At 66.9% G+C, this 17,916-nt stretch carries 6 protein-coding genes; all 6 read right to left on the bottom strand.

Annotation, left to right across the window (positions count from 1 at the left end; genetic code table 11):
- Positions 1 to 11: 11 nt before the first annotated feature.
- Positions 12 to 10,547, bottom strand: coding sequence for a VCBS domain-containing protein (locus L6D75_RS22695; RefSeq protein WP_176517547.1), 10,536 nt, complete (start codon positions 10,545 to 10,547; stop codon positions 12 to 14).
- A 97-nt stretch (positions 10,548 to 10,644) separates the two neighbouring features.
- Positions 10,645 to 12,735, bottom strand: coding sequence for a site-2 protease family protein (locus L6D75_RS22690; RefSeq protein ID WP_176517548.1), 2,091 nt, complete (start codon positions 12,733 to 12,735; stop codon positions 10,645 to 10,647).
- Entirely contained in the window at positions 12,735 to 14,081 is a 1,347-nt protein-coding gene (locus tag L6D75_RS22685) for an efflux RND transporter periplasmic adaptor subunit (protein ID WP_176517549.1), read from the bottom strand. The genes L6D75_RS22690 and L6D75_RS22685 overlap by 1 nt, the downstream gene beginning before the upstream one ends.
- On the bottom strand, positions 14,068 to 14,829 hold the full coding sequence (locus L6D75_RS22680) for an efflux RND transporter periplasmic adaptor subunit (protein ID WP_176517550.1): 762 nt from the start codon (positions 14,827 to 14,829) through the stop codon (positions 14,068 to 14,070). Before L6D75_RS22680 ends, L6D75_RS22685 begins: the two co-directional genes overlap by 14 nt.
- Before the next feature lie 154 nt (positions 14,830 to 14,983).
- Positions 14,984 to 16,279: a DUF1254 domain-containing protein gene (locus L6D75_RS22675; RefSeq protein ID WP_176517551.1), complete on the bottom strand. Its 1,296-nt coding sequence runs from the start codon at positions 16,277 to 16,279 to the stop codon at positions 14,984 to 14,986.
- Positions 16,280 to 16,342: 63 nt separating this feature from the next.
- Positions 16,343 to 17,797, bottom strand: coding sequence for a DUF1254 domain-containing protein (locus tag L6D75_RS22670; RefSeq protein WP_236193844.1), 1,455 nt, complete (start codon positions 17,795 to 17,797; stop codon positions 16,343 to 16,345).
- Positions 17,798 to 17,916 lie beyond the last annotated feature (119 nt).

Here is a 17,916-nt window from a genome sequence, read left to right as displayed (position 1 = left end):
AGGCATCGACATCATGGTGCGTTGCTGCCGCGGCGTTGGGCGGCTTCGCGCAACTGCGCACGGAAGCCGTGCGCGGGCTGCGGGGGCTTCTCGGCGGCCGGTACCATGTCGGCCTGGAAGGGTGCCCACAGCGAAGGGTCCGGCAGCAGGCCATCAGCGCTCAGGCTGATGACGCCATGGCGGCCGTCGACCCAGTTCTTGTCCTCGGCACTGTCGCGCCGGCTTTCGGCCACTGCGCGCGCGACGAACTGGCCATTGACCTGGCCCAGCTGGCTGCCGATCGACTGGCTTTCGATCTCGGGGGTGGCGAACAGCTGCACATTGCTGCCGTCCGCGCTCCAGGCCGACAGGGTCAGGGTCTGGTTGACGCGCTCCACCACCGGGGCGACGAAGATCGCCGGCGACACGTCCGGCAGCGGCAGCGCCGCGGTGCCGCCCAGGCCATCGCGGTCCAGGTGCGGCCCTGGCGGGATGTACGGGGTGGCGATGTCCAGGGTGATGGTCAGCTGCGCCTGGTCGGTGGCCCCGGCAAGGTCGCTGATGGTGTAGGTGAAGTAATCCTTGAGCACCTGGCCAAGGCCCGCCGCCGCCAGCACGTCGCGGTTGCTCAGGTCGATGGTGTAGGTGTAGCTGCCGTCGGCATTGAGCACCAGGGTGCCGTACTTGCCGAGGATCGGCTGGCCGACCACCCCGGCGCTGCCGCTGCCGTTCTCCTGGCCGGTGCGGATGCCGGTCACGGTGATCGCGTCGCCGCCGTCCTCGTCGCTGTCATTGACCAGCACGTTGCCGCTGGTGTGCGGCGCCGGCACCTGGTCGCTGGCAAAGCTGGCATCGTCGCGGGCCACCGGGTTGTCGTCGGCGCCCTGGATGGTCACGGTCAGGCGTGCGTCCGAGGTGATGCCGGCGGTGTCGCGCATGCGGTAGGTGAACACCTCGCGCAGCGACTCGCCGGCGCTGCGCAACGCCTGCACGGTGGGGTTGGCGTTGTCGACGATGTACTGGTAGCTGCCGTCGGCATTGATCAGCAGCGTGCCGTACAGGCCCTGGAGCACTTCGCCGGCGCTGGCGGTGCGGCCGTTCTCGCCGGTGTACTGCACCACGGTCTTGGTTTCGCCGTACTGCACGCCGTCGATGTCGGTGTCGTTGTCGAGCACGTTGCCGCGTGGGTCGACGCCCGGCGTGCCATTGTTCACGCCGCCGGCTTCCACCGCCTGGGCGGTGTCGTCATGGGCTTGCGGGTAGTCGTTGCGCCCGTCGATGGTGATGGTCAGCGAGCCGTTGGCGGTGCCGCCCCAGATGTCGCTGACCAGGTAGGTGAAGTTGTCGACCAGGGTCTGGCCGCTGACGCGCAGTGCCTGCACCGCCTGCAGGCTGTTGTCGAGCACGTAGCTCCAGGTGCCGTCGGCGTTGAGCGTGAGGTCGCCGTACTGGCCGCGCAGGGTTTGCCCGACCAGGCTGGCATTGCCCGGCAGGGGGCCGTCGCCGCTCCAGAACGCCAGCACTTGCAGGGTTTCCGGGAACAGGATGTTGACCGTGTCCGGGTCGCTGTCGTTGTCCATCACGTTGCCGCTGGGGTTGCTGCCCGGGATGTTGTTGTCGACGCCACCGGCCTCGACCGCCAGGCCCTGGTCGGGGCCGGCGACCGGCGGCTGGTTCTCGCCACGGATGAAGATGGTCAGGGTGGCGGTGTCGCTCAGGCCGCCGGCGTCGGTGACCTGGTAGGTGTAGTTCTGGATGACGAAGCCCAGTGGGCCCAGGGCAATGATGTCGGGGTCGAAGGAGTTGACCACGAAGCGGTAGCTGCCGTCGGCGTTGAGGGTCAGGGTGCCGTAGTGGGTGGTGAGCGTGGCGCTGCCGGTGAGCGGGTCGAGGGTCGGGTTGCTGCTTTCGGCGCCCAGGCCCACGGCAGTGACCACCTTGGTGTCGTTGGCATCCACGTCGGTGTCGTTGTTCAGCACGTTGCCGGTGGGGTTGCGCCCGCCATTGCCATCGTCGTCCTCGGCCACGGCATAGGCGAAATCGTCATGCGCCACCGGCGTGTCGTAGCGGCCTTCGATGGTGATGTTGATCTGCGCCTGGGCGCTGGCACCGGCGATGTCGTGCATGCGGTAGGTGAAGGTTTCGCGCAGTTGCTCGCCGGCCTTGAGCGCCTGCACCGCGGCCAGGCTGTCGTTGACGGTGTACACGTAGTTGCCGTTGGCATCGATGCTCAGGGTGCCGTAGGTGCCGGCCACCACGGTGGCGCCGGCATTGACCTGGACGAAGGTGCCACCTGCGGCCAGGGTGCCCAGGTAGATGCCATCGACGAACTTGCCGTCGCCGGCATCCACGTCGCTGTCGTTGCCCAGCGCGTTGCCGCTGCCGGCCTGGCCGGGCGTACCGTTGTTGACGCCGCCGGCCTCGATGGCGGTGGCGTTGTCATCGGCGGCGATGGGGGTGTCGTTGCGGCCGTGGATGACCACGGTGAAGGTGGCGGTGACGACCTTGCCGTTGCCATCGCTGACGCTGTACTGGAACACCTCGGTGAGGCGGTCGGCGTCGGTGCGCAGGGCCTGCACCGCGCTGTTGCTGTTGTCGACCACATAGCGGTAGTTGCCCTGGGCATCGAGCACCAGGCTGCCGTAGTTGCCAGCCAGGCTCTGGCCGGGGGCGGCGATGGCGCCGGTGGGGCTGAGCACGCCGCTGATGGTCAGGGTATCGCCTTCCGGGTCGGTGTATGCCGCGCGGATGCTGCCGCTGGGGTCGAGGCCAGGGGTGGCGTTGTTCAACCCGCCAGCCTCGATGGCGTCGACGGTGACCGGGTTGACCACGGGTGGGTCGTTGACCCCGGTCACGGTGATCACCAACTGCGCCTGGTCGGTGAGCCCACCGCTGTCGTGGATCTGGTAGGTGAAGATCACGTCCAGGCTCTGCCCGGCCGCCAATGCACGAATGGCCGGGTCGGCGCTGTTGACCACGAAGGTGTAGGTGCCGTCCTGGTTGAGGGTGAGCTGGCCGAAGTTGCCGCTGATCAGGCTGTTGTCGGCCAGGCGGGCCACGGTGCCGGGGATGGATGCGGGGGCGCCGCTGGCCACCGAGGTGAGCGCGCCGCCGGCGCTTTCCAGGCCGCTGCGCACGCCGTCCACCTTGAGCTGGGTGGCGTTTGGCTGGTCGAGGCGGTCGACGTCGGTATCGGCGCCGATGCCACCGTTGCCGGTGATCACGTTGCCGCTGGCATCCACCGCTGCCGGGCTGCCGTCACTGGCGCCGGCGCTGGCGGTGCCGTGGTCGTCCACTGCCACCGGTGCGTCGTTGGCGCCCTGGATGGTGATCACCAGCACGGTCAAGGACTTCAACCCGCCGGCGTCGATCATCTGGTAGGTGAACTGCTCGACCAGCGTATCGCCGGGCGACAGCGCCTGCACGGCGGCGTTGTTGTTGTCGACCACATAGCGGTAGCTGCCGTCGGCGCTGATGGTCAGGGTGCCGAAGTTGGCCAGCAAGGTGGTCGGCTGGCTACCGTCAACCGGAATGATCCGGCCGCCCCCGGGGCCATCGTAGCGCACGGTATTGACGTGCTTGGTCTCGCCCAGCGCTATGGAGTCGACGTCGGTGTCGTTGTCCAGCACGTTGCCGATCGCGTCTTGCCCCGCCGTGCCATTGTTGGTGCCGCCGGCCTCGATGGCGGTGGCCGTGTCGCCGTGGGCGATCGGGGTGTCGTTGGCGCCGTGGATGTTGATCTGCAGCACCGCGCTGCTGGTCAGGCCGCCGGTGTCGACGATGTCGTAGCCGAAGAAGTCGCTGATGAAGTCGCCGGCGGTGCGCAGCGCCTGCACCTGCGGGTTGCTGTTGTCGACGATGTACTGGAAGCCGCCGTTGGGCCTGATCACCAGGGTGCCGTAGAGCCCCTGGATCACCGTGACCAGGTTGCCCGTTACCGGCACGCCGGCCGGGTTGACGTTGCTGGCGATGCGGGTGACGGTGAGCACGTCGTTGTTGGTCTGGATATCGACGTCGGTGTCGTTGGCCAGCACGTTGCCGGTCGGGTTCACCCCAGGGTCGGCGTTGTTGAAGCCACCGGCCTCGACGGCGATGGCGATGTCGTTGTGCGCCACCGGGGCATCGTTGACGGGGTCGATGATGATGTTCATCACGTCGGTGTCGGTCAGTGCGTCGGCCGGGTTCTGCCCGGGGATGCCGTCGCCGCCGACCGGCGCATCGCCGTAGTTGCCCTGGTCATTGGTGACCATGGTCAGGGTTTCGCTGTTGCGGAAGGTGTTGAAGTCCTGGTCGCCCTTGTAATAGAGCTGGCTGAGCAACGCGTTCAGCTCGGCCAGGGTACCGGTCAGCACCAGCGTGCGGCCGGCGCCGGCCGGTGGCGTGGCGTTGGCGGCGGGCGGGGTGGCGGTCTGCCAGAGCACGCCGTGCACCACGCTCAGGGTGATGGTCATGACGCCATCGGCGTTACCGGCGTTCACGTCCACGTCGCTGATCGCCAGGCCACCGATGTGCAGCACCGTGTCTTCCTGGCCGTGCTGGTCGGAAACGGTGTTCACCGGCGCCTCGTTGATATGCACGTAGCCGGCGTCCGCGGTGCCGGTGCTGCCTTCGCCCAGGGCCAGGCTGATGCTGCCAAGGCCTGCGGCTGCCGCAGCGGTGTCGCTATCGATGCGCACGCGGAAGTTGTTGCCGGGCGTGACCTGGTGGGTCTGGTCCACGGCGATCAGGTAGTTGCCCGAGGGCAGCAGGGCGAACTGGTACACCCCGCCGTTGGCGGTGGTGGTGCTGAAGACCTTGTCGTCGGCGGTGCCAAACAGGCCGTCGTCGCCGGCCCAGGTCAGGGTCACGCCGACCCCGTCCAGGCCCGGGCCGTCCGGGGTGACGTTGTCCGTGGCGCTGCGGGTGTCGTCCCACAGCGTGCCGCGGATCACGCCCATGCCGGCGCCGTCGCTCAAGATGTAGTTGTTCAGGCCGTTGGCGCCGTCCTGGCCGGTGCGCTCGCCGGTTGCGCCGCCTGGGGTGGAAGGCAGCGAGCCACCCCAGCCGTTGCTTTCGAAGTCGCTGGGCAGGCTGGTCCAGGTCAGCACGGCGGAACTGGCGGCGTCATCGGCGATGTTGGCGGTGTTGGGCAGGGTGACGGTGTAGATCACCTGCACCGTGTCGTTGGGCGCCAGCCGGGCGAAATCGACGGTGATGCCGGTGCCATCGCTGAAGCTGATGCCCGCGGGCAGGTTGGCCAGGTTCAGCGCCGTGCCGTTGAGCAGGATGCTTTGCACCTGGTAGTTGCTGCCATTGGGGAACTTGTCGACCAGGTGGGTCTCGTAGGCGGGCACGCCGCCGTTCTGGGTGAAGCTCACCGACACCGTGGCCTCGGTGGTGCTGCTGCCGGGCGTCACGTTGATGACCGACTTGTCCATGTTGGTGAAGCTCGGCTCCACCACACGCTCGAAAATGGTGTCGCTGCGGCCGCGGTCGACGCCGCCGTTGTCGCCCACGTGCTCGAAGACGGTCATGCCCAGGCGCGTGTCGGCCTGGTTGCCGGCCACGTTGCTGACGCGCACGTTGAACTCGAGGATGACCCCCTCGATATCGTTGTCGTTGATCTCGGTGTTGGTCAGGTTGCCGAGGCTGAAGGTGATGGTCTGGCTGCCGTCGCCGTTGGTGGTGATCTGCAGCCGGTTGTTGGCGGTGTCGAAGATGCCGCTCGGTGCCGTGCCGCTTAGGTCGGGGTGGATCGGCAGGGACACATCGCTGTTCTGGTTGCCGGTCATGTACAGCGACGAACCTGCGATGACCAGGTCACCGGCATCGGTGGTAAGGCCACCGTTGGACACCATCGCGATGAGGATCCGGTTGAATTCCTCGGGGATGAACTCCAGGCCCGCCGCCAGTTCGATGCGGATCTGGTAGTTGGGGTTGTCGCCGGTCGGCACCAGCACCGCCACCCGGTAGCGGATGATTTCGCCGACCGCGACGTTTTCCTGCAGGCCGCTGGTGTCGGTGGCACCACTGCTGTTGGTGGCCGGCGGCGTGTCGCTCACGCCACCGACGCGCGACACCTGGATGCCATTGGTGACCGGGATCAGCAAGGCACTGATCACCGAGTAGTCGTTGAGCACGCCCGAGTTGAGCAGGCCATCGTCGCCGTTGCGCTCGCCGTTGGCGGTGTCGGTGCTGCTGTCGATGCCGTTCAGGCTGCTCCAGTTGACCTGCACGTTGTTGGGGATCACCGCCATGCCGGCCGCCGAGGCATTGACCGTGCCCTTGAGGGTGATGACGATGCTGCCGCCGTTGGCGATGTCGATGTTGGCGCCGTTGGCGGTCACCAGCTGGCCGCCGCTGATGATGAAGTCGATGCTGCCGTTGTTGGTGGCGCCACCCAAGTATTGGATGGAGCCGTTGATGACCAGGTTGTCGATCTGGGTCGGCAGGTTGTCCAGCAGGCTGATGTCGAAGGCATCGGTGCCGGAGTTGTTGGCCACCGTGATGGTGAAGATCACCTCATCGCCCTGGTCGAAGCCGCCGAAGGAGGGGGTCGAGGTGATCTGCTGGGTCACCGTGAGCGTCGGCTCGACGATGGTCACACTGGGCTGCTGCGCGCTGTAGAGGCTGCGGTCCACGGCCACTGCGCCGTTGGGGGTATCGCCGTCGGGGTCGCTGTAGACCAGCTGCGCGCCATTGTTCAGCGTGGTGCCCTGCTGGTTGCCGGTGACGTTGCTGGCCACCAGCACCAGGCGGATGACGAAGCTGTTGTTGCCGACGATGTTGTCGGCGGTGGCGCCGGCACTGCTGAACACCAGCATCAGGTCGCCGCCGTCGCTGCCGTCCGGGGTCAGCGGGTTGACGTTGAGCACGCCATTGAAATCCGCGCCCAGCGCGCCACTGCCGGAAGCCAGGGTGATGATCTGGTAGCCCAGGTTGCCGTTGAAGCGTGGGTCCAGGCGCAGGCCCGGGGGGATCAGGTCATTGATGCGCAGGTTGCCGGTGGTGCCTTCGGGCAGGGTGACGACGATGTCGTAGGTGATGCTTTCGCCGATCACCAGGTTGCTGCCGGTGGTGTGGCTGGCGCTGGAGTCGTCGTCGCTGAGGCTGCCGTCCTTGTAGGTCTTGCTGATGGTCGGCGCGGCCACTTGCTGGTTGGCCACCTCCACCAGGTCGGTGGGGGTGAAGTCCTGGCCGCCGTCGACGCTGGCGTAGTAGGTCAGTGCCGCGGTGCTCTGCAGGGTGCTGGAGGCGAGGATCGCGTCGTTGACCCTGACGTCGTAGGTGATCACCACCACGTTGGCGCCGGACAGGTCGCTGGCGGTGCCGCTGCGCCCGGCCAGCAAGGTGGCCTGGCCATTGGCGTCGAGGAAGGTGATGGTGTTGCCGCTGACGCTGTAGTCGGTGCCGGCCACCAGCAAGGTGCCGTCGCCCCGGTAGATCTGCAGGTTGGCCGCGCTCAGGCTGCCGCCGACGAACGAAATGCCGGCCGGCAGGGTGATGCTGGTGCTTACGTCGAAGGCACCGCCACCGCCGCTGTTCTTCAGCGCAGTGGCCAGGCGCAGGGTATCGGCACCGTCGATGCCGCTGACGTTGCCGTCCACCGCAGCCAGGCTGGTGACGCTGCCGCCGAACGGCACGCCGCTGGTGCCGGGGGCGGTCCAGCTGCCGGTGGTGCCGGTGACCGTGCCATTGCTGCTGGACACCACGCCATGCTTGATGTCCAGCACAGGTTCGGCCACCGACTCGATCACTGCCACATCGGAAGACGTCAGCACGGTCTTGTCGACCGTGGTGGTCTGGCTCGACTGCGCCAGCACGTCGAGTTCACGCTGGTCGGCGAACGGCTGGTCGCCGACCACCATGGTGAAGCGCACCTGCACGGTGCCGCCGTTGAGGCCGCCGGAGGCGAAGTTGCCGAAGTCGAAGATGATCGAGTTGCCCGGGCCTGTGGTGACGCTGTCGGGCACATCGAGGATGTTGTTGCCGCTGCCGAAGCTCCACTGGCCGACGCCGGTGCCGAAGCTCCAGGTGATGCCGTTGGCGTCGAGCAGAGGCAGTGGCAGGTAGGCGGTGAGCTTGAAGTTTTCGTAATCGGCCACCAGCAGGTCGTAGCTGATGGTGAAGGTCACCACATCGCCCGGGCGCAGTTCGCCGTTGCTCGGCGGGTTGCCGCCGTTGACCTGGGTCAGCTCGATGTCGACGGTGGAGGTGTCGATGGTGCTGGTGGTGCTGGAGCCATCGCTCTGCACGCCGCCGATGTTGAGAATGTCGCGCAGCACCGTGGCACTGACCGTGGCGTTGTTGCTGACGCTGTCGCCTTCGTTGAGCTGGTCGTGGGGCGGGTGGTCGGTGGTGTAGGTGGTGTCGATCAGCGCGTCGTAGACGATGCTCAAGCGCGTGGCGCCTTCCTGTATGTCATCGTCGTAGAGGTCGCCGAACAGCGCCGCGACACCCGGGCCTGCAACGGCCCGGCGGATCGACTCGGCGATGTCGAACACCAGCGTGGTGCTGCCGTCGGCGTTCACCGTCTGGGTATAGACCAGGGCAATGGCCTGGGAGCCGCCATGCTGCTGGATGATCAGGGTGGGCGGGTTGCTCGGGTCGAAGGTCTGGCCATCGCTGAGCAGGTCGGTGACGCTGAACTGGCCTTCCTCGAGGATGTTCTCGCCGAAGGCGAAGAAGTCGGAGATGGCCACGTCCATGGTGTAGCGCAGGGTGTCGCCGGGCGTGAGCCCCGGCGTGCCGACGTCGTTCTGCAGGTTGACCTGCTTGAGCAGGGTGATCGACTTGGCGACGAAGGTGATGCCCTGGCCATTGCCGGTTTCATTGAACGGGTAGCCGTCCGGGTCGGTGGGGCGGTCGCGCGGGTCGAGCGGGTTCCAGTCGCCATTGACGCTGGCGTTGCCGAAGTTGATGGTCACCGGGTTGCCGGTGGCCGGGTCGATCACCGGGCGGCCGTTGGCGTCGATCTCCGGCACATAGAAGTTGACCTGGGTTTCGCTGGCGCCGGTCAGGGTGTCGTAGTGGATGTCGTAGCTGGCCACGAAGGCATTGGGGTTGGCCAGGGCCGCCGCGATGGCGGTGGGGTCGGTGAGCACCGTGCCGTCGTGCAGGGTGATCGAGGCCAGCGTACCGCCGGGGCCTGGGGTGATGGAGCTGACGTGCACCTGGTCGGGCACGGTCTGGGTGACGGTGACGTTGGTCAGGGTCTGGCCGGGCGCCGGGGTCACGGTGACGGTCTGGGTGCGGGTGAAGTTGGGGCCGGTGACCGTTTCGCCTTCGGGCATGTTGACCGTTTGCGTGACCTGCAACAGCTTCGGCGTGATCACGAAACTGTGCAGCGCGCTTTCCACCAGGCTCGGGTCCTGGACCGGGTTGTTCACCGAGTCGTTGCCGTACTCGAAACCTGCGCGGGTATTGATGGTGAGGTTGGGCGCGCCGTCGGAGTAGGTGGTGTCGGCCAGGTTGCTCAGCTGCCCGGTGATCACGATGTCGATGCTGGGCTGGCCGTTGGTGACGCTGGCGTAAGGCAGTTGCAGCACCACCATCTGGTCGCCGGGCTTCATGCCGACGCTGGCGGCGTTGATCACCAGGGCGTTGCCGCTGGCATCCTTGGCCAGCGGGTGGGTGGCATTGCCGTTGGCGTCGAAGGTGATGACGAAGCTGTTCACCGCCCGCCCCAGGTAGGTGGCGGAGACGAAGCTGGCGCCGTCGTCGCCATCGCGGCCGGTGGCCGGCATGAACACATCGATGAACGGCGCGTAGCCTTCCTGGCTGGACGGGTTGCTGAAGCTCACGGTGAAGTTGAACTGGGTGCCCAGCTGCACCTCGGCGCCGCCGCTGCTCAGGCTGGCGGTGGGGCTGGCGTCGGCCAGCAGGCCCTGGAAGTTGTCGAGGGTGGCGGCGGCCAGGGCGATGGTCTTGTCCACATCGCCATTGCGCACCTCAAGGCGCCAGTCGCCGCCGGCCAGCTGGCTGCCGGTGGCGTTGTTCGAGGCGCCCACGTCGGCGCCGGTCCAGCGTGCCAGCTCGTTGACCAGCGCTTGCCCGGCGCTGCCGGTGCCCACGTCGCAGCCGTAGAGCTGGATATCGGCGCCGGCGTTGAGTTCGTCGCGCCAGGCGCTCAGGCGCTCGCCCATTTGTTCGACGGTCTGGCGGGTGAACACCTGGTTGCCCAGGGTGAACTGGCCGGAGGCGCCGTGGGAGAACACCTGGATGGAGTCGACCTTGCCCAGTTGCGCCAAGGCATTGCTGATGGCCGAGACGGCGTCCTGGCCGGGGTCGACCACCAGCGCAGTGGTGCCCGCCGGCAGGTTGGCGGCCAGCTGGTCGCGGTTTTCCAGGCGTGCGTCGATGACCACCAGGTTGCGTTGTGCGGGCGGCGCCGCCGTGGTTTGCGCCTCGCTGGCGGTGGGAGCGGGGTGGCTGCTGTCCTTGGCCTCTGCAGTGCTGGGGTCGCTGTGGTGCTGCTGATCGACCGCCGCCGCAGCGGCCCCGTCGAACAGGATACGCTGCTCAAGGGCGACCGTTTGCGACCGCGGGCGCAAGGCAGTGGCGAAGCCGGCTCTGCTTTTGATGTCCATGTCCTTACCTGCTCAAAGTTTCGACTGCAAATTCGGGAGCTTAAGCAATGCTAGTCGGGTTTTCTGAAAGTGCAGCGGGAGCCGCCCGGAGGCGCTGTCAGAACCCGCTTTCACGCAGCCCGACGCCCAACAGCCACTTGCCCAATTCGCCCAGCACGCTGCGCCTTTCCCCTTCGATCTGCAGCTTGCCGCGGGTTTCGCGCACGCTGGCCAGGGGCTCGTCCAGGGCGATCAGCACCTGGAACAACGCCGCATTGGGGGTCAGGGACTGGCCGCTGGTGGCCACTGGCCCGCCAAAGTGCGAAGACAGCATGCGGTGGGCCAGTTGCCCGGCGCGGGTGCTGCCGATGGCCAGCACCTTGCCGTGCAGCGCGGTGGCCTGGCCTTCGGGGTAGAACTTGACCGGGTTGCCCACGGCCAGGTGGTGCACCTGGTCTTGCGCGACATAGGCATCGACCTGCCAGTGGCGGGGGTCGATGAGGATGCCCAGCGGCTCCTGGCGGTTGAGCCACTGGCCGGGCTGCAGGTCGCGGTCCACGTCCAGCCAGGCGCCGGCGAACGGTGCCTGCAGGTTGAGCCGGGCGATTTCCCGGCGCGCCGAGCGGGCTTCTTCGTTCTGCACGCTCAGGCGCTGCTGGGTGGCGGCATCCTCGGCCAGCCCGGCAGGGTCGGCCAGCAGCCCCGACAACCGCGCCTGGTAGCTGCGCGCCGTGGCCTCGCTGCTGCGCATGCGCGAGTCGAGGTCCGGCTCGTCGAGCACCGCCAGCACCTCGCCGGCCTTGACCTGGCCGGCCGGCTGCAGGCTCTTGAGGCGTGCCGGGTAGGGCGTGTACACGCGCAACTGGTGTTCGGCACGGGCCACGCCCACCGCATCCACCTGGTTGTGCCAAGGCACCGCCAGGGCCAGCACCAGCAGCCCCAGGCCCAGGTAGAACAGCCGCTTGCGCTGCCCGGGAATGAACGCGCGCTGCTGCCACCAGTGGTTGAGCTCGCGTTTTACCGGCAGGGCGATGAACCACGCCAATTCGACCATGAACAGTACGATCCCCAGCAGTTTGAAGAAGAACAAGTACACCGCCACCGCGATGCCCAGGAACAGCACCAGGCGGTACAGCCAGGTAGCAAAGGCGAACGCCACCAGCAGCCGCCGCTGGCCGACGGGAAACGGCTCGGGCCAGGGCTCATTCAGCCCCAGCAGGTTGCGCCGCAGGGCCACCCGCGCCATGGCCGAGGCGCGCTCGTGCAGGTTGGGGAAGTCGAGCAGGTCGCTGAGGATGAAGTAGCCGTCAAAGCGCATGAACGGGCTGGCGTTGAGTGCCAGCGACAGCACCCAGCTGGTGGTCGCCAGGTACAGCAAGGCATTGCGCAGGGCGCCGTCGTCGCACAAGGCCCAGCCCAGGGTGGCCAGGCCCGCCAGCGACAGCTCGGTGACGATGCCGGCCGAGGCGATCGCCAGGCGCTGGCGGGAGCGCTTGAGCTTCCAGCTTTCGCCGGTGTCGGTGTACAGCATCGGCCACAGCACCAGGAACGCCACGCCCATGTGCCCGACGCGCAGGCCCAGGCGCGTGGCCACCAGCGCATGGCCCAGCTCGTGCAGGGTCTTGGCCACGACCAGCGCCAGGGCGAAGCTGAACAGGCCCTCGGTGGAAAACGACTCCACCACCGCATGGGTGAAGCTGTCCCATTGCTGCATCACCAGCACCAGCCCGACCAGGGTCAGGGCCACCACCAGCACCGCGGTCAGCGGGTGGAACAACCAGCCCAGGGCCTTGGCCAGGTGCTGCAGCCCGGCTTGCGGGCGCAACAGGGGGATGCGAAAGAACAGGTAGTGGTGCAGCCACCAGCGCCAGCTCGACCAGGTGCGCGACTCGCTGGCCGCCTGCAGCCTGGCCAGTTGCTCGTGGCCGGGGCGCAGCAGGTTGTGCTGTTCGAGGAACGCCCGCAGCGCCAGCACCTGCTCGACGTCCGGGTTCAGCGCGCTGTCGCGTGAGACCTGTTCGCTGATCTGGCGCGGCGTCTGGCCCCAGCGCAGCAGGCATTCGAACTCCAGCCAGCCGATCCGGTAGAAGCGGTTGACCACCGTGTCGTGGATCATCCACGCCGGCTCTCCCTCACGGTTGTCGGCGGCTTCGCACAGGCGCAGGTCCTCGCGCAGTGGCGGCAGGGGCAGGTCGCTGAGCTCGAGCATCACCAGCCACTCCAGGCACGCACGGTGGCCAGCGGGCGACGCAGCAGGTAATAGCCGAGCATCACCCGGCCGCCGTAGAGCTTGGCGGTGCCGTGCAGGCCCAGGCGGGCATGCTCGGAGTGCTCGTCGATGCTGGCCAGCAGGCGGTAGGCGACCACGCCGTCGTCGCTGGGCTTGGCCTGGTAGCTGGTTTCGAGGATCTTGCCCTTGAGCGGGCTGAGCGGGTAGGCGGTGAGAAACAGCGTGACCTCGGCGCCCGGCTCCAGGGCGATGGCATCGGCCACGGCCAGCTGGATCTGCATCGCCGGTTGCGACGGGTCGGCCACATGCAGGATGCGCTCGCCGGTCGACACCGGCTTGCCGATCCAGTCGTTGGGGTCGCTGAACACCGCAACGCCGGCCCTTGGCGCCACCACCTGGGTGCGCCGCAGCTGCGCCTGCACGGCGGCCAGCTCGGCCCGGCGCTGCTGGGCTCGGCCCTGCAGCAGGGTCAGCTCGTTCTTGCTTTGCGGGTTGTCGAATGCCCGCTGGCTGGCGGCCAGCAGCTCGGCATCGGCCACCGCCACTTCCTTGCCGAGCACTTCGGCGCGGCTGCGCAGGGTGGTTTCATCGAGGGTGAACAGCGGCGTGCCGGCTTCCACCGGCTGGTTGGGGCGCACCAGCACCTGGGCAATCACCCCGTCGATCGGCGAGCTGACGATCTGCGCCTGGCGCGAGACGATCTGCGCCGGCGCCAGCGCCGTCTGGCGCACCGGCACCAGCAGCAGCCCGGCGGCCACCAGCAGTGTCACCAGCACCTGGCGCCGGCTCGGGCGCCAGCGGCGCAGGTGGCGGCGCCGGGTCAGCGTGCGCCAGCAGTAGGCCCAGGTACGGGTCAGGCCTTCGAGCTGGGTGTACAGCACCTCGGGCGGCGCTTCTTCGAGCAGCAGCACCAGCACGCCAAGGCGTTCGCCGGCCGGCCCGTGCAGCGGGATGCACCACAGGCCGCTGGGCCACCATTCGCTCCAGCCCTGGGCGATATCTTCGGGCGGTGCGGCATTGTCCAGGGTCAGCCAGGTGGGCTGGGCAGTGGCCAGGCGCTCGGCCAGCCAGCGGCTGGCGCGCTTGAGCCAGACCAGGTAGGGCGAGTCCTCGGTGGGCCGCGCCAGGCCCGAGACGCACAGCAGGTCGAGGCCGGCCTTGCCTTGCTCGAACACCAGCGCCTGGTGGAAGGGCAGCAGCGGGTAGAGGTCGTTGGCCATGCTGAACGCCAGGGCATTCAGGGTTTCGGCGGCCATGGCCTTGTCGCGCAGGTGGTCCAGCTGCAACAGCAGTTGCGGGTGAGGGAGCGGCCTATTCACGGTCATGGTCGAACCGCGCAGTGCCGCTCATGCCGGCCATCAGTTCAGGGAAACGCTGATCGAAGCGCGCTTCGAGCTCCACGGTTTGCGCCACGGCATCGACCCGGGCGTTGATCACGCTGACCTTGGCCGGGTAGGTCTTGCCGGTTTCGTGCACGCTCACCTCCAGCGGCTGGCCTGGGCGCAGTTCCTTGAGCTGGCTCGATGGCACATTCAGGCGCACCTTCAAGGCGCCATCGCTGACCAGGTCGAACAGCGGCGTACCGGCGCTGACCGTCTGGAACGGCTTGACGTAGACCTTGGCGACATGCCCGGAGAACGGCGCCAGCACCTGGCAGTAGCTCATCTGCGCCTCGCCCATGGCGCGCGCGCCGTCGGCCTTCTGCACTTCGGTATTGGCCGCGGCCACTTCGATGTCGCCCACGGCATCGAGCTTGCGCAGCTGCTTCTTGGCGTCCAGGTTCTGCCGCGCCATGGCCAGTTCGGCCACCGCGACCTTGCCCCGTGCCTGGGCCTCGTTGCAGTTGAAGCGGGCAAGGGTGGCGCCCTTGGCCACGTGTTCGCCAAAGCTGGCCTTGAGTTCACCCAGGGTGCCGCTCATCTGGCTCGACAGGGTGGTCTCAAGCTCGGCGGCAAGCAGCACGCGGATCAGCTGCGGGTCCTCGCCCGTGGTTTCGCCTTCGGCGTGCGCGCCAATGCTGGCCAGGGCCAGCAACAGTGGCAGATATCGGTGTGCAACGACGGGCAACGGCATCCTCGACTCCTTTCTGAGAACTTGATTGAAACGCTGCGTAAACAGTTCGAATTCTCATACTAGAAAGGAATCTGGATTTTGCCCAATCGCGCGCGATAGAGGCCCCTGCGACGGGACGTCACGGGGCCTCCAGGGCAGATCGAACAGGCAGGTTTCAGGGCTTGACCACCTCGATCGGCGGGAACTTGTAGCTGCCTTCCTGCACGGCTTTGCTGGGGCCGTACAGGCGCATCACGATGTAGGCGTCCTTTTCCGGAATGGGCAGGTAGTTGGGGTTGCTCTCGTCGCCCTTGGCGCTCAGCTCCAGGGTGTAGTTGCCCTCGGCGTCCGGCTTCAGCGTGCGGTCGCCGCGGCTGTGGCGGTTGATTGCGTTGTGGGCCATGAAGCGGTTGTCGGCGGCGTAGACGGTGAAGGACCAGAACTGGCTGACATCCGGCGCCTTGAAGGTGATGCGGTACGACTTGCCATTGGCGCCGTTGATGTTCTTGCCATCACTGGCGGTGCCTTCCTTGAGGTAGACGCTTTCGTCCGGTGGCAGGCCCCATTGGCCGACGTAGGTGCCGACGGCGAACAGGTCGCGCGGGCCATCACCAAGCTGCTCTCGGGTGCCCAGCGACTTGCCGGAAGTGGTCAGCTTGGGCGCCAGTTCCTCGATGTGCTTCTTGCCCAGCGCCTCGCCTTTCCTGGCGGCAGCCAGCTGTTCCTGGGTGAAGTCTTTCTTGCACGGGGCCAGGCCCACCGCCTTGTATTGGTCCAGCCATTTCTGGTCGGCCTTGGCCATGCTGCCATCGCACAGGACGAAATTGACCCGTTGCAGCCAGTTGCTCTTGGCCGGGTCCAGGTAGGTGCGTTGCTTGGCCTTGGGCCCGGGCAGGCCGAGGTAGGCGGACAGCGTGCGCACGTTCCAGTCGTCCATGTAGTTGAGTGCGGTCTTCTGGTCTTCGGGGCCGGTGGCCATGATCCGGCCCATCAGCTTGATCAGGTTGGAGTCGACGCGGATCACCTCGGTGACGCTGGGCGGTACTTCGCCTTTCCAGTCCTGGGCGGCGAACATGAAATGGCCGCCTTTGGTGTCGCGGGTGCGTGAACCGATCATGGAGGTGGTGTAGTGGCCCATGTCCATGGTGTGCAGGATCCAGTAACGGCCCTTGTCCATGTCCGGCACGCTGACGATCACAGGTTCCGCGGCCACGTCCAGCCAGCCCATCAGGTGCAAGGTGTCGTTGTTGATGGTGGGGTGGTCGGTGTAGGTGTCATCGGCCAGGTGGCGGATGTTCTGGAAGCGGTTGAGCGGGGTGTGGGTCTTCACCGCCGTTTCGTAGAAGAACTTGTAGGCTTCATCGATCGAATAGCCATAGATGTAGGCATCCTCGGCCAGCTTGTCGGGGATCTGGGCAAAGGCCGATACGCTCAGGGACAACAGGGATGCACCCAGCAACCAGTGTTTCATGACGTCTCCTTGTGGCTGCCTACGCAGCCTTGTCATTCGATGAGGGCAACGCGTATGCAGGGCTCAAGGGCCGACCCGTTCGAAGTCGGGCATCTTGAAGGTCTTGTTGTTGAACGCCTCGGTCGGCCCGTAGAAGCGCAAGGCGGGCAGGGGCCGCTTGCCCGAGGTGGGGATCCAGTTGGACTCCAGGCCCGCCGGGGCCTGCGGGCCGACGTAGAGGGTCACGCCACCGTCGGCGTTTTTCTTCATCCTGGCTACGTCGAACGATGACAAGGTGGTGCGGTTGCTGTCGCTGTAGATGAACGAGAACGTGGCCCGGTCGTACACCGTCAGCGCCCAGAACTGCTTGACCGGCATGTCGGCGGGTACATCCACCTTGTACAGCTGGCCGGCCTGCAGCGGCTTGCCCTGGTTGTCGGCCATGGCCATCTGGTAGGAGGTGGCTGGCGAGTCGCCGAGCACCTTGGGCATGTAGGTGCACCAGAAATACTCCGCGGCCCGCTCGATCAGGTCGATGCGATCGTCGTAGATGAACTTGAACTCGCGGTTGGCATCGGCCTGCAGCAGCGATACGTAGTGGCGGTCTGGCCAGTACACGCGCTTGGCCATGTGGGTGTCGAACCACTGCTGCAAGTAGAACCAGGCATCGATGGCGGCCTGGTGCATGGCGCGCCTGGCGGTTTCGTCGGGGGCGAAGGGCTTGCCTTTTTCGATGCCCAGCGAGGCCAGCATGCCCATCATCACCTTGTCGTGTTCGCGCACGGGCTCCACGCTCATGATCGCGTGCATGTCCTCGAAGTGGCGCTCGTCGTAGAAGGGCAGGGTCGGGTAGCGCTCATGGGCGGGGTCGATGAATTTCTGCTGCGGCGGTGACTTGGCCTCGGCCAGGTAGTACATGCGCAGGCGCTTGGCATAGGCGTAGGCGTCGGCCGCGCTCCTGCCGGCCGGCGGCACCGAGCGAAAGGCCAGGGCGATGCGGTAGTTCGGCGAGGCGACATGGAAGTAGCCGGCGGGAACCTCGCCCTTGTAGTCGGGCGCGGTGAACAGGTACTTGCCGCCCTTGCCCTGGTCGAGGCCGGCCGGGCCGACGTCGGCGATGGTGAACTGCCAGGCGTCCACCACCTGGCCGTAGAGGCTGCCGTCGGCGCCGGCCGCGGGGATTTCTAGCACCACCGGGCCCTTGCGCAAATCGGTGTAGGCGGCGATGTAGGGCGTGGTGCTGTTGGCGGTTATGGCCTCGAGCTGCGGTGTGGCGGTGGCCGAGTAGGCGATGATGTCGTTGTCTTTGTAGCCGAGGTTTTCCACGGCGGCGCGGCGGAACGAATAGATCGAGATCGCTGGCATGTTCCACAGGATGGCTTCGAAGGCGCGCTGGTACTTGATCTGGTAGTCGAAGTCCTTGACCGAAGGGGTGGCGCCGGGTGGTGGCTGCCCGCCCAAGGGTTCCGTGGCGGCAGCTGTGGTGGCGGTGCTGCAGGCGGCGATCGCCGATACCAGCAGCACCTGTTGCAAACGCATGGTCAATCCCGCTATGGCTCTCATTGGCAGCTCCGGCACTGGAAAGTCAATCAAGCAAGGCAACTGGCTCAGGTGCTGGCTGGGCGACTGAGCCTGTCGCAGTGTAGTCGAGGTTTTTT

Origin of the sequence: Pseudomonas faucium, assembly GCF_021602585.1 — a bacterium.
GTDB lineage: Bacteria > Pseudomonadota > Gammaproteobacteria > Pseudomonadales > Pseudomonadaceae > Aquipseudomonas > Aquipseudomonas faucium.
This window is presented reverse-complemented; position numbering and strand designations above follow the sequence as displayed.